The following is a 14,340-nucleotide window of genomic DNA, read 5'->3' on the forward strand; positions in this document are numbered from 1 at the left end:
ATGACAAAGCAGATAGTTATAGCAGAGCAGCATCGCATTGCTGCCGTCTTTTCAGAAGATCAAATCCAAGAACTTGTGGTAGCCACAGGCAGCCACCAAGTCAGTGACATTTACTTGGGAATTGTTGAAAATGTACTCCCTGGGATAGATGCGGCCTTCGTCAATATTGGCGATCCAGAACGTAACGGGTTTATGCACGTCACAGACCTCGGCCCGCTGCGCCTTAAACGCTCGGCAGGAGCAATTACAGAACTCCTGACCCCCCAGCAGAAAGTGGTGGTACAGGTAATGAAAGAACCGACGGGCAGCAAAGGCCCCCGGCTGACAGGCAACATTACCCTGCCGGGCCGCTATTTGGTACTGATGCCCTACGGCAGGGGAGTCAATCTCTCGCGGCGGATCAAGTCCGAAGCCGAGCGCAACCGCCTCAGAGCCCTGGCTATTTTGGTGAAACCGGCCGGGATGGGGCTGCTGGTACGCACTGAAGCTGAAGGGATGACCGAAGAAGCGATCATGGAAGATTTGGAAGTCCTCCAAAAACAGTGGGAAGCCGTTCAACTTGAAGGCGGTACTTCGCGGGCGCCAGCACTGCTCAACCGGGATGACGATTTTATCCAGCGGGTGCTGCGAGATATGTTCAGCGGTGACGTGAATCGGATTGTGGTGGACTCGCAAAATGGAATTAAGCGGGTGAAGCAGCAGTTGATGAGCTGGAACGGCGGTAAACTTCCTGCGGGAGTTTTGATCGACCACCACCGAGAGCGCGCCTCGATTTTAGAATTTTTCCGGGTAAACGCTGCGATTCGAGAAGCCCTCAGACCGAGGGTGGATTTGCCTTCGGGCGGTTATGTGATTATCGAGCCGACTGAGGCGCTGACGGTGATCGATGTCAACTCTGGCTCGTTTACTCGATCGGCCACGGCTCGGGAAACGGTACTCTGGACAAATTGCGAAGCAGCAACGGAAATTGCTAGACAACTGCGGTTACGCAATATTGCCGGGGTGATTATTGTTGACTTTATCGACATGGAATCCCGCCGCGATCAGTTGCAGGTGCTGGAACATTTCAATAAAGCTCTCAAAGCTGACAAAGCTCGGCCGCAAATCGCTCAACTGTCGGAATTGGGACTGGTAGAACTCACTCGCAAGCGCCAAGGTCAAAATATTTACGAGTTGTTTGGCCACAGTTGCCCTACTTGCAGCGGGCTGGGTCATCTGGTGCAACTCCCCGGAGAAGAAGACTTCGCCGCAGCGGTGCGGGAATCGGGCGATCGCACTGTTGCTACGTCGAACCGCGTTTTGTTGAATTTGCCCGAAGGATTGGAACGCCGCAGCTTGACGCCTGTGGCGGCTGCAACTCCTGCCCCGGTGCGGGAAGAACGCCCCCCCGAACCGGCTCGGGCTGCTTGGGAACCTCCGAGCGAAAGTTTGGATTTTGAGACGGGCAGCAATGCCTCGCCTTTGGACTTGCTCAACCATCCCAGCTATCAGGATTTGGGGAACGGAACCAGACGGCGCCGCCGCCGCCGGATTGGCGAAGAGCCTTTTGCCCTCCCGGTGGAGGAGGAACCGGTACGCAGCAAGTTGCGGCTGCCGAATACTTCGAGCGCGCCTGTAGCGGATACGCGCTCTGAGTATCTGGCACCCCCCGGCATCCGGGCGGCTTCGGAGGGCTTCGGGCTGGTGAATATGGCGACTGTTGGCAGGCGCGAGGATTTCGATCGGGTGCGTCCGGCTAAGTCTGAGTTGATGAAGCCGATGGTGGAGCCTCCGGAGGTGATTTCGGTGGAAATGACGGCGGAGGAGCAGGATGTTTATGCTCTGATGGGGGTTTCTCCTTTGGTGCTTACTGATCGCAGCGTGAAAAATCCTAAGAATGCGATCGTTTCGGTGACTCTCCCCGGAGTGGCCCCGAACAAGCCGCCTTTCGAGCAGCTCGAATTTGAGTTTGAAGCGACGACGCCTGCACAGAATGTTGAGGAACGAGATTATTATCCAGAAATGTCGGTAGTTGAGCCTGTATTTTCTGAGGATGATGATGATCAGGATGATGATGAGGCCCAAATTTATGCCGAGAGTTTGATCGACGAAACTGATGATTTTGATCAGATTGAGGAACCCAACGATGTGATGGACGAATCCTATGAACTGATCGAACTCAATGAGCCGATCGAACTCAATGAGCCGATCGAATCCCATGAGCCGATCGAACTCAATGAGCCGATCGAATCCCATGAGCCGATCGAATCAAGCGAACCCGAGGAGCCTGCTATCAACCGCCGCCGGCGCCGCCGCTCATCTGCCCTTTTGGATGAATAGTTATGAAAGAAGAGGGAAGAGAGAAGAGCGAAGAAAGAAGAAGGAAGAAGGAAGAAGTAGAAATTTTTACTCTCTTCCCATCTTTCCATCTTCCCCTTTCCTCCTCTCCCTCGAACGCTCTGGTAATTGCGGGTGTGGATGAAGTTGGACGAGGCGCTTTGTTCGGGCCGGTGGTGGCTGCAGCCTGCATTTTGCCCGACGAAGTTCTCGATGAATTAGCAAGTTGCGGGGTGCGCGACAGCAAGCAGTTGAGTGCCACAGCCCGGAGTCGGTTAGCTGTGAAAATCCGGGCTGTGGCGGTTGACTGTCAAATTGGTGTGGCTTCGGTGCGGGAGATCGATCGCCTCAATATTTTGCAGGCTTCTTTGTTGGCGATGAAACGGGCAATTTTGAAGTTGAAGGTGACACCGGATTTGTGTTTGGTTGACGGGAATCAAAGAATTCCCAATTTGGCGATCAAGCAAGAGACGATGATTAAGGGTGATGCGCGATCGATTCAGATTGCTGCTGCTAGTATTGTGGCGAAAGTTTGGCGCGATGAATTAATAGTAAGTTTGGCTGTTAAGTATCCTGAATATGACTTGACAAATAACAAAGGATACGGTACGGCTAAACATAAATTGGCTTTGGAACGCTGCGGTGTATCTGTCTTTCACCGACAATCTTTTAGTCCTTGTCAAAAATAGTTAATTGTATCTCACATCTTGCACCATTCTCAACTAGCCCTTGCATTTTCTCCCAAAATGTAAAAGAAAGGGCGTAGAAACCATCAGGTAGGTCAATGTTAACCATTTTTAAACAGTAAGTGCCAGTATTATTAGTCGCTTTCTCAATCATTACCAATGGTCAGTGCGGGCAGTAATTCGAGTTGTGATAAAGGCCAGGGTTTCAGCAATACAGAACATAAGCAAAACTTCTCTATGTATGGCTCCATACCCACGGCACCTTACCGCTTTAGTCAGAGCGAGTTTTATGAGGACTTTAGTCCTCACTAGAAACCGCGACTCGTGATTCCGATGCGATCGCCCCGATCGCACTTTAGGATTGTTTGATCGGTTGTTCGATCGGCAATTCTATGATAAACTCCGCTCCGTGGCCGAGTGCAGATACGCAGCTCAGTTTGCCACCGTGTTCTTGGACAACTTTGTAGGAAATGGAGAGGCCTAAACCGGTGCCTTTGTCGGCGGGTTTGGTGGTAAAAAAAGCCTCGAATAACTGCTGGGAAACTTCTTCTGGCATACCTGGCCCGTTGTCAGAAATCCTAATTACAGCATTGGAGTTTTGGACTTCTGTCCTAATTTTAATCTTGCTGCGGTTAGCTTTGACTTCGGCAACTGAACGCCCTTCGTTGTATTCCTCGATCGCGTCGATCGCATTTCCGATCAAATTCATAAATACCTGATTGACTTTCCCGGCATAACACTCAACCAAAGGCAAATTTCCATAGTCCTTAATTACCGCAATTTCGGGATAGTTACCTCTGGCTTTCAAACGGCTTTGCAGAATCAGCAACGTTCCTTCAATCCCTTCGTGTAGGTTAACTTTGCTCATTTGAGAATCGTCTTTGCGGGAGAAATTTCTGAGAGATCGCACGATTTCCCGAATGCGATCGGCCCCTACTTGCATCGAAGACATCGCTTTCGGCAAATCTTCTAGCAGAAACTCTAATTCGATATCCTTAATTTGATTTTGAATTGCTGCCGGCGGCTGCGGGCAGTGCTGCTGGTACATATCGAGCAAATTCAGCAAATCTTCCGTGTAGTGGCCGACGTGAACGAGATTGCCGCAGACGCTGCTAACAGGATTGTTAATTTCGTGAGCAACACCGGCTACCATTTGACCGAGAGTAGACATTTTTTCAGTATGAATTAATAAGGCTTGAGTTTGCTGCAACTCGTGCAAAGTATTTTCAAGCTGAAGTTTTTGTTGGGTTAACTCTGTTTGCGATCGCCGCAAAGCTTCTTCACTGCGTTTCTGCTCAGAAATATCAGTAATTAACCCTTCCAAAGCTAGCAATTCTCCAGAGTCGGAAAACACTCCCAAACCTTGCTCCCAAACCCATTTTAATTCGCCATTTTTAGAAGTAATTCGGTAATTTAGCTGATAGGGTCGATTTTCTTGCAAGGCAACTTGCACGGCATTCCACAAATTATCGCGATCGTCCGGGTGAGTCAATTCCGATATAGAAATTTGCCGAGTGCCGATAAATTCTTCAGGAGAATAGCCGGCTAACTGATAGCAACCTTCGCTGACAAACTCCATACTGCGATCAGCATCGTTGCGAAAACGGTAGGCCATTCCCGGCAAATTGCTCATCAGCGTCGCCAAGGCCCGCTGGCTTTCCCGTAGGGCTTCTTCGGCGTGTTTGCGATCGGTAATATCCGTCATCACCGCCAGCATACAGAGTTCGCCGTCCAAATTAATCAATTCCGCTGACAGCAAACACACCACCACCGATCCCGACTTCATCCGAAACTCGCACTCTTGATTGCGAACAACACCTTGTTCGTGCAAACTTCGCCTAAAATTAACTCGGTCTTCAGGCCTTACCCAAATATTTAACCCCGGTACTGTATTCCAGGTCGTTTCTTCTAAATCGTAACCCGTCATCAACAGAAAACTATCATTAACTTCAATAAAACGACCCTCAGCAAAAGTAGTAATAATCATCGGATCCGGACTTGAGCGAAAAGCCTTAGAAAACTTTTCTTCCGACAATCTCAACTTTTTAATGGCCTCTTCCAACTGACTTGTCCGCTCTTTAACCCGGCATTCCAATACCTCGTTAGCCTGCTTCAGGGCCTCCTCAGCCTGCACCCGCTCAGTGATATCGCGCACCACGCCTTGCAGCCCCATTTTGCCGCCAATATCCATAGAAGTTAGCAGCACTTCTGCCGGAAACTCAGAACCATCTAAACGGCAGTGTCGCCAGTCAAAACGGCAATTTCCCAATCGCAGAGCCGTATTAATTCGCTCTTGAGAAAGACTCATAGAATCTTGTCCGTCCGCTTGCAACGGCGGGCTGAATTCCGAAGGATGCTTGCCGCAAAACTCCGATTCAGTGCTGCATCCAAATAATTTTAAAGTAGCCGGATTGCAATCCAAACACCCCTCTTCGTCTAGCAGCATTACCGCATCTGTCGTCGATTCGTACAAACTGCGAAACTTTTTTTCAGAGGCCTGCAAAGAAGCAATCAACTGCATTTTTTCTTCTGCCGCTTGCTTTTGCTTGGTAATGTCCTGCATTACTTGAGAAAATCCCTGCAACTTTCCCCTTTCATCGCGCAAAGGAGTAACAATAATATTCGCCCAAAATCGCGATCCGTCTTTGCGAAGCCGCCAGCCTTCATTTTCGTATCTACCTTCTGCCACCGCCTGGAGTAATTTTTCTTGGGGCTTGCCGATTTCAATATCTTCTTTCGTGAAAAAACACTCTGAATTATTTCCGACTATTTCATGAGCTCTGTATCCAAAAATGCGTTCTGCACCAGAATTCCAGCTAGCTACATACCCATCCGTATCTAACATAAATATAGCGTAATCCTTAACGCCTTCAATTATTAAGCGTAAGCGTTCTTCGCTTTCTCGAAGTCCCGATTCTGCTTGCTTACGCTGGGTGATATCTTCTACAAAACCTTCGTAGTAGAGCAATTTCCCCGCCTCATCGCAGACAGCCCGTGCATTTTCAGCGATCCAAATTATTGTTCCGTCTCGGCGATAAATCTGCGACTCAAAATCCGACACCACGCCCTGTTCTTGCAAAGCATAAACAAACTGATCGCGCCGATCGGGATTGACGTAAAGCTGATCGCTGATATCAGTCAGACAGCCCATCAATTCTTCGGCGGAATTATATCCGTAGATGCGAGCCAAAGCTGGGTTAGCGCTGATGTAGCGACCGGATTGGGTTGTTTGAAAAATACCCGACACAGCATTTTCAAACATACTATAATATTTTGCTTCCATTTGGTGCAGTGCCTCCGCGACATTCAGGCATTCTATCGCTTTATTTCCTAATTTTTGATTTCCCACTTGTGAATACCCTGCCCTTGTGTGTGAGTTGAATATTTTGGTCTGCCGCCTGTTAAATTTGAGCGGTTAGTTAGGCTGAAAGATGGGGTGTCGCAGCCGGATACGAGTGTGTTTATTCATCTGTTCTAATGGGGTGTTAGTGGTTAGTAGTTGCTGCTGAAAGTTTAGTTTATCCGGTATTTATTTGAGGCTTGACTGGCTGTTACGATCGCATTGGCATATCGATCGGCCTGCGGTGCAGGTGTTAGAGCAAAACCTGCTCCTTGAAATCTCCCTGAATATATTAGCAGTTGAATACCCTGAAATAAGTTAGTAGCAAGGATGTTGTTACAATAAAAGGCAGCGACTTCTACAACCGCAAAAGCCTATTTTTAGGATTTGGGTGAGAGTACGATCGACTATTACGCGAGGCAACAAACCCGCCTGCAAGAGCTAAAAGCTCGCTCTCCTTGCTGTCAGTCGATTTTAGATTTTAGATTTTAGATTAAAGTTGACTCCACAGATGAATCTGCGACTCTCCTAATGTCTAAAATTTTTGCTTTCCACAACTCCTGTCGGAAACTTTTATCGGTCTTTGGGTGCTCTGAGTTACTGTTAAGTATTATTGCTGATAGATAATACAGCAGACTTCTGGCAGTTGTACGATTTGGGGTTTCTATGTAAAGTTGGCACAACAATAGGGTAATTGTTGTATCAAAAAATTCATATTCTGCTGCTGCGGGCAGAAAAATTCTGTAGCGGTGCTGGCATTTGGGCAAAAATCTGGATCCGGGCGTGCAAAATTTGGTCGGCAAGTCTGGTAAAATCCCGATCGATTCTCGGTTTGGCCGCAAAGCTCGATCAAGCTAAATTTGACTAGAACGAACTAATAAATGACAGATTCTCCTCTCCTAGCAACGCCAGAGTTATCCCCTCCTTCAACCCAGACGGCGGATTCTCCTGTGTGGTCAGCCCTCCTGCAACAACTATTAGACAGACAATCTCTCTCACGCGCCCAAGCAGCCGACTTGATGCAGGGATGGCTGGCAGAAGCTATTCCCCCCGTCCTCTCAGGAGCAATTTTAGCGGCCATCCAAGCCAAAGGCATCTCTGCCCAAGAATTGGTAGGAATGGCTCAGGTATTGGATTCTCAGTCGCTTGCAGGTGAGTCGGAGAGCGTTTTCAATTCCCAATCTCCAATCTCCAATCTCAAATTAATTGATACTTGTGGCACCGGCGGCGACGGCGCTTCCACGTTTAACATTTCCACTGCTGTCGCTTTTGTGGCCGCCGCCGGCAAAGTTCGAGTCGCGAAACACGGAAATCGCTCCGCATCAAGCAAAGTGGGTTCTGCTGACGTGTTGGAAGCACTCGGAGTCAACCTCAACGCCGATGCCGCGAAGGTAAAAGCTGCGGTAGACGCAGTAGGCATCACCTTTTTATTTGCGCCTGGGTGGCATCCCGCACTTAAGGCTGTAGCGTCGCTCCGGCGCACTTTGAAGGTGCGGACTGTTTTTAACCTTTTAGGGCCCCTTGTCAATCCTATGCGCCCTACAGGGCAGGTAATTGGGGTGTTCGATCCTAGTCTGGTATCAACTATTGCTCAAGCTTTGGGCGAGTTGGGGACTGAGTTAGCTGTAGTCGTTCACGGTAGAGAAAAATTGGACGAGGCGGGTTTGGGAGATGTGACTGATTTGGCGGTTTTGTCGGATGGCAAAGTGGAACTCACTACTTTAGACCCCCAAAAGGTAGGATTGACACCAAGTGCGATCGGCTCGTTAAAAGGCGGAAATGTTGAGGAAAACGCCGAGATTTTGCGGAACGTTTTGCAAGGCAAAGGTACGCCCGCACAAATGGATGTTGTAGCTTTGAATGCCTCTTTGGCTTTTCAGGTGGGAGGTGCAATTCCTATGGGTTCCCACGCAGCAGGAGTTACTATGGCGAAGGAGATTTTATTGAGCGGTGAATCTTGGTTGAAGTTGCAGCAGTTGATCGAGTTTTTGAAATGAAGGAAGAGGGAAGTTCGGCAACGGATTTTGTAACGGATGTAACGGATGGAAGAAGGGTGAAGGAAGAAGGAATTTTTTGTTTTAACTAACCAACAAGAAAAATTATTGAATTTTCAATTTTTCTTTACTTCTTCCCTCGGACTTCTTCGTTTTTTTTAAGAGCGCGATCGAAATTCAATCACATCTTGCTTAATCGTTATGTCTTTATTACCAAAAAAATCGTGACCCAATAGTCCGATATCTAGGGACGGCGAGACTGCGACAACTACATTGTTAACTGCCAGACCACCTGCTTCCATAGAAGTCAAACGACCGAGGGGAAAAGTAGCCACTCCGTTGGGAGTTTGTGCTTGCACCGAACCCTGGAGAACAACGCCCAAGGCTTTAGCCATTGCTGGTGTAATTACTGTGCCGCTGGCTCCAGAATCTACCATCATCTCGAACTTTTGTTTGCCGTTAAATGTGACTTCTATGACCGGGATATTAGCCTCTCGGCGTTTGATTTTTGCCTGAAATACTCCCGACTTCGCGGAGGGCGAAGTAGCGGGATTCAATGCTTCGGGGAGAAAACCGCAGACTGATTGGCTGAGGTTAAGGGTTCGGCCTGACGAGCTCCGCATGAAGCATCCCTCACTTTCTTGAGCCACTGCTCGCGAGGAGTTGGCAACAGTCCCTACTAAAATTGAACTGCTCACAGAAATAACTGTTGTTACAACCAGTAACGGTTTGCACAGTTTTTGAGAGTTCTGTAGAGGCTTGTATAAGTTTGAGAGTAAAGGCAAGGGAAATTTACTAGCCATAGTTTCGTTAAACGCTGTAGCTCGATCGTAACAGCGACAACTGCCTTTTGGTATAGATTTAGACTTTGGGCCCTTCTAAGCTGCTGGCAGATAAATTTATGGCCCAGGGGGAGATGAAGAATTTGCACTTGTTGCTGCTTTTTGATTACCTGTGGCATAAGTGCCTCCGGCATGGGGCTTCCGGCATAAGTGCCTTGCTTTTCCGAACCCTGGCACAAATTAAAATAATATCTGTATATTGCCGACTAGCATCAAATCGCTGGCAGTGGTAAGAATTAAACCAAACGAAAGTAATTAAGGATGCCATGTCACTTTCAACTGCACAACCCGCTCTCCTAGTCTTGGCTGACGGTACTGCTTACCGCGGCTGGTCGTTTGGCGCTGACGCCACCGTCGTTGGCGAGGTAGTATTTAATACGGGAATGACGGGCTACCAAGAAGTATTGACCGATCCCAGCTATTGCGGTCAAATTGTAACTTTTACTTATCCAGAATTGGGCAACACCGGGGTAAATCTCGAAGACGAAGAATCCTCGCGCCCGCAAGTTCGAGGTGCGATCGCCCGCAACGTCTGCAGCCGCCCCAGCAACTGGCGCTGCTCGCAATCTCTGCAAGACTACCTAAAACAGTACGATATCCCCGGAATTTACGGGATCGACACCCGCGCCCTCACTCGCAAAATTCGCACGGTGGGAGCGATCAACGGTGGCATTTCGACCACGATTCTCGACCAGGCGGAACTTTTGGAGCAAGTACAAGATGCCCCCAGCATGGACGGGCTGAATCTGGTCCAGGAAGTCACCACTCGTGAGGTTTACGAGTGGTCTGAAGCCACGGACTCGGTTTGGGAGTTCAGTCCCACAGTCAAACCTGCTAACGGCAAAATGTGGACGGTGGTAGCGCTAGACTTTGGGATCAAGCGCAACATCCTGCGGCGTTTGGCGAGTTACGGGTGTCGGGTCATCGTTGTCCCCGCTGACACGTCGCCGGAGGAAATCCTCAAATACAACCCGGACGGCATTTTTCTGTCCAACGGCCCTGGAGATCCGGCGGCGGTAACGGAAGGGATCGCGACTGCGAAAGCTTTGTTAAAGTCGGACAAACCCGTATTCGGCATCTGCATGGGACACCAAATTTTGGGACTTTCCTTGGGTGCAGAAACTTTTAAACTTAAGTTCGGCCATCGGGGATTGAATCATCCAGCGGGTTTAACTGAGCAAATAGAAATTACTAGCCAAAATCATGGTTTTGCGATCGACCCCGATTCCCTAGCCCCCGAAGTAGAGATTACTCATCTCAATTTGAACGATCGCACCGTAGCCGGATTGAAGCATAAAACTCTGCCACTGTTCTCAGTGCAGTACCACCCAGAAGCCAGTCCGGGCCCGCACGACGCCGATTATTTATTCGATCGATTCGTGCAGTCAATGCGAGACAATCAGAAAGTAGCCAGCAGTAAGTAGTCAGCAGTCAGCAGTCAGCAGTCATTAGTCAGTAGTCCTCAGAGGCTGTTTGTGTCGATCGCTTCTGACTAAGGACTAATGACTAATGACTAATAACTAAAAAACTGTAGACAAAAGACCAAAAAACTCCTATAATGAAGCCTCGACTTTAAGCCATATCTAGCTAGGAGGGTGTCATTTCTGAGTCATTGACCCTGACCGTTAGCCTCAGAGGCACTCGCGAAGTCAGGAATAACTGTCAGTTATTTCGCCTGACGGGCCTGCTGGACGCTTTTTCTGAGGCCACTTTTCGGAAGGTAATAAGCAAATGTATTGACGAGGGCCCAAAACACGTAATTTTGGACTTGTCTCAGATAGACTTTGTGGATAGTTCAGGCTTGGGCGCACTTGTGCAACTTGTCAAAAAAGCCCAAACCTTGGAAGGGACATTGCAAATTGTCTCAAATCCCCGCGTAACTCAGACTGTTAAACTGGTTCGCTTAGAGAAATTTTTGTCTTTGCAGCCTTCGGTTGATGAGGCGGTAAAAAACGTCAAGGATGCTTGACGCCAAAGTGGATTAAATTAGCTATCCGGTTCTCAATGCTGGATAGCAAATTTTTATTTTTGTGCTGGTAAAACAATACCAATTTTCCCAGAATCTGCGACACGCGCCAGCCGCTATTTCCCCGATGCTTAGAGTTTCGGTGGAGGGGCAGTAAAATATGTGTGGCAAATACGCGGAAAAATGGTATAAAAATTAGAGCATCCCGATTTGGTAAAAAGCCTTTTTTAGGAGTGCGATCGTCGCGCCAAGCTTTGCCTATATATCTCGCTTCGTGATCTGACAGCGAACACTCCTGGGAAAGCTATAATTACTGAAGTAGCGAAAGACGCAATAAGTAAGTGACTAGAAAAACCAAGCTGTGCGGAAGTTTTATTTAAAAAAGTATGTCGCCGATCGCAGATGACGGGCTCAAACTGAGTCTGACGGATATCAGTTTAAATCGAGTGCATCCTGCGAGGGCTACACCAGCAGAAATAGAAAGAATTTCGCCCGCAGCCTGGGCCTATTTGGGAGATGCAGTGTACGAACTCTACGTTCGCAGTTCGTACTTAGTCCCACCCAGAAGATTGCAAGCTTATCACGAATTGGTGGTGGGGCAAGTACGAGCCGAAACTCAAGCGCGTCACTTGCGATCGCTCTCTCCTTACTTGAACAGTACAGAATTAGCAATTGTCAAGCGCGGCCGCAATGCTGCAGCGGGCCGTTCTAAGCGAGCAGATCCAGAGATATACCAACAAGCCAGCAGCTTAGAAACCTTGGTCGGATATTTGTATCTCACCGATCCCGAAAGATTGACCGAACTTCTGGCACTTTTAGATCTTGAGACTTAAAGGATTTAGCAGTTAAGAGTTGGGAATGGGGAGGGATTAATTAACCATCCTGGCACGGCTAACATAAAACCGCAAAAATCTCGATCGGCAAAACAGGATTTATCAGTTATTAACTAGCAATTTGAACACAGCAAAATCCTTGCTCCCTCCCTAGAATATCTGAAATCTCAAAGCCCCAAGATTGCTCCCTCAATCAAGAATCTTAAATCTACAATCTACAATCCATTAACCTTCAGCCAAAACGTTTTGACCACCAGAAACCAATGAGAAAATTTACCAGACCAAACTCCTCGCGCTCAAATTCCGACAGCAAGCCATTCAAAAGCGAAGGCCGCCGTCAGGACTCACAACCATCCTCTCCCCGCTTTGAACGCAAGCCCCGTCCCGACACTCGCGGAGTAGACGCGCCTCAAAAGCGATCGACCTTCGCCCCGCAATCGCGAGAAATGCCCGTGAGAGCAATTTTCAAACGGAGAGTTGATGCCGACGGCCAACCGGAAATTCGCAGAAATAATCATTTCAAAGACAGAGACAGCAGCCCGCAGGAATCCCGCGGCAATTATTACCAAGACAGAGACAGAGATAGCAGCCCGCAGCCGGCCCGCAACAATTTCCGAGACAGAGACAGAGATAGCAGCCCGCAGCCGGTCCGCAACAATTTCCGAGACAGAGACAGAGACAGAGACAGAGACAGCAGCCCGCAGCCGGCCCGCAACAATTTCCGAGACAGAGACAGAGACAGCAGCCCGCAGCCGGCCCGCAACAATTTCCGAGACAGAAACAGAGACAGCAGCCCACAGGAATCCAGGGGCAATTATTACAAAGACAGAGATAAAGACAATAGCCCGCAGGAATTCCGGGGCAACCATTTCAGAGACAGAGACAAAGACAGAGACACTCGCCCTGTTGACACTGCCTCAAATACAGTCGTGCAACCAGACGCAGACACAGACGACATGATTTACGGCCGCCATGCGGTGCAAGCAGCTTTAGAAACAAACCAAGTCCTCAACCGGATCTGGGTTGTGCCGCACCTGCGCTACGATCCCCGCTTTCATAGCTTGCTAACCGAAGCCAAAGCCAACGGCAGCATCATTGACGAAGTTGACGATTTGCGCCTCGACTACATCACGCGCAAAGCAAACCACCAAGGCGTAGCCGCTCAAGTATCAGCCTACGAATACCTGGATTTGAGCGAACTGATCGCAAAGGCTAAGTCGGCTTGCGAAGATCCAGTAATTGTGGTAGCAGAAGGACTCAACGACCCGCACAATCTAGGGGCGATTATTCGCACCGCAGAAGCATTGGGAGCTCAGGGCATGGTGATTCCGCAGCGGCGGGCTGTTGGGATTACCTCGGCAGTGAGAAAAGTGGCAGCAGGGGCATTGGAAAGCCTGCCAGTGGCGAGGGTTGTCAATCTTAACCGGGCGCTGGAAGAATTAAAAGAGGCTGGATTCTGGATTTATGGCACTGCAGCAGGCGTGGGTGACTCGGTAGAGACAGTCAAGTTCTCTGGGCCTACTGTTTTAGTGGTGGGCGGTGAAGCTGACGGTTTGAGCCTTTTGATACAGCGCGGATGTGACGGATTAGTTTCAATTCCTTTAAGGGGCCATACTCCTAGCCTGAATGTCTCCGTAGCAACGGGGATGGCTTTATACGAAATTTACCGCCAGCGTGGGCCCAAAAAGTTTCATGTACACGGATCGTAAAGGTGGTTGAAAAAAAGAGTACAACAGAGTAGTTTATTGTGAATGCCACCCAGAATGGAGTGGCACCACACCCTGAACAAGTAAGGATAGCCGATCGACTGTCGTTACTTGTTCAGGCGAAAGTAGAAGGGGTATTGCCCCTACGTTCAAACAGGAATTCGACACAAATCTATATTAGATATCAGCTTTAAATAGGTTTGGATCGGTTCTTGGTAGCAGTCAGCCACGTGTAAATAACAAAAGCCTAGGCGTGTTCGCAGCACCCTGAAAACACCATCAAATACATTAGAAAAGCAGATGAAAGAATTCTTGATTAGCTTGCTCAACTTCTTCGGATTGGCTTGGTGGGTAGAAGTTAAAACTTCAGCGCCGCGGTGCATTTACTATTTTGGCCCGTTCTTAACCGATGGAGAGGCGGAAGCTGCAAAAGCAGGATATGTAGAAGACATAGAAAATGAAGGGGCAGAAGGTGTTAGTGTTTCGATTCACCGCTGCAAACCAATTACTTTGACTGTTGCAGAAGATTTGGGAAAGCTTGGTGATGGAGGGCTGTGGCCGGTTTTGAGCGGTCAGTAGAAGCAGAGGAAATTTTGATTTTCGAGTTTTGAGTTTTAGGTGGTAAATCCAAAACTCTTCACTGTTGGGTGATAAATT

Annotated in this window: 10 protein-coding genes; 8 read left to right on the top strand and 2 right to left on the bottom strand. The window is 48.6% G+C overall.

Translation table 11 applies throughout. The features are described 5' to 3' along the window. Together QUA70_RS06170 and QUA70_RS06175 are read left to right on the top strand one after the other, a co-directional pair. The gene (locus tag QUA70_RS06170) at positions 1-2,319 is read left to right on the top strand and encodes an Rne/Rng family ribonuclease (protein WP_333327441.1); all 2,319 of its coding nucleotides are present in this window, start codon (positions 1-3) and stop codon (positions 2,317-2,319) included. Between the two features lie 2 nt (positions 2,320-2,321). Continuing rightward, complete coding sequence (locus QUA70_RS06175; RefSeq protein WP_333345603.1) at positions 2,322-3,005, top strand: ribonuclease HII; 684 nt, start codon at positions 2,322-2,324, stop codon at positions 3,003-3,005. 352 nt (positions 3,006-3,357) lie between these two features. On the opposite strand, the gene QUA70_RS06180 is transcribed toward QUA70_RS06175, so the two are convergent. Beyond that, positions 3,358-6,351 (bottom strand): PAS domain S-box protein, encoded by a 2,994-nt coding sequence (locus tag QUA70_RS06180; RefSeq protein WP_333327446.1) that lies wholly within the window; start codon positions 6,349-6,351, stop codon positions 3,358-3,360. An 872-nt stretch (positions 6,352-7,223) separates the two neighbouring features. On the opposite strand from QUA70_RS06180, the gene trpD reads away from it, so the two are divergent. Beyond that, positions 7,224-8,339 carry an anthranilate phosphoribosyltransferase gene (gene trpD, locus QUA70_RS06185; RefSeq protein WP_333327449.1) on the top strand — a complete coding sequence of 372 codons (1,116 nt, stop codon included), beginning with the start codon at positions 7,224-7,226 and terminating at the stop codon, positions 8,337-8,339. 155 nt (positions 8,340-8,494) lie between these two features. On the opposite strand, the gene QUA70_RS06190 is transcribed toward trpD, so the two are convergent. After that, on the bottom strand, positions 8,495-9,034 hold the full coding sequence (locus tag QUA70_RS06190) for a retropepsin-like aspartic protease (RefSeq protein ID WP_333327452.1): 540 nt from the start codon (positions 9,032-9,034) through the stop codon (positions 8,495-8,497). A gap of 410 nt (positions 9,035-9,444) precedes the next feature. Here QUA70_RS06190 and carA point away from each other — a divergent pair, with 410 nt between their 5' ends. The 5 genes from carA to QUA70_RS06215 all read left to right on the top strand — a co-directional run bounded on the left by carA (position 9,445) and on the right by QUA70_RS06215 (position 14,262). After that, positions 9,445-10,602 (top strand): glutamine-hydrolyzing carbamoyl-phosphate synthase small subunit, encoded by a 1,158-nt coding sequence (gene carA / locus QUA70_RS06195; protein ID WP_333327455.1) that lies wholly within the window; start codon positions 9,445-9,447, stop codon positions 10,600-10,602. 188 nt (positions 10,603-10,790) lie between these two features. After that, positions 10,791-11,147, top strand: coding sequence for an STAS domain-containing protein (locus QUA70_RS06200; RefSeq protein WP_015176627.1), 357 nt, complete (start codon positions 10,791-10,793; stop codon positions 11,145-11,147). A gap of 383 nt (positions 11,148-11,530) precedes the next feature. Continuing rightward, entirely contained in the window at positions 11,531-11,977 is a 447-nt protein-coding gene (locus QUA70_RS06205; RefSeq protein ID WP_015176626.1) for a Mini-ribonuclease 3, read from the top strand. 263 nt (positions 11,978-12,240) lie between these two features. After that, positions 12,241-13,686 carry a 23S rRNA (guanosine(2251)-2'-O)-methyltransferase RlmB gene (gene rlmB / locus QUA70_RS06210; protein WP_333345607.1) on the top strand — a complete coding sequence of 482 codons (1,446 nt, stop codon included), beginning with the start codon at positions 12,241-12,243 and terminating at the stop codon, positions 13,684-13,686. Positions 13,687-13,983: 297 nt separating this feature from the next. Then, positions 13,984-14,262 (top strand): DUF1816 domain-containing protein, encoded by a 279-nt coding sequence (locus QUA70_RS06215; RefSeq protein WP_333037226.1) that lies wholly within the window; start codon positions 13,984-13,986, stop codon positions 14,260-14,262. Positions 14,263-14,340: the final 78 nt, after the last annotated feature.

Source organism: Microcoleus sp. LAD1_D5 (assembly GCF_036702115.1).
Lineage (GTDB): Bacteria > Cyanobacteriota > Cyanobacteriia > Cyanobacteriales > Microcoleaceae > Microcoleus.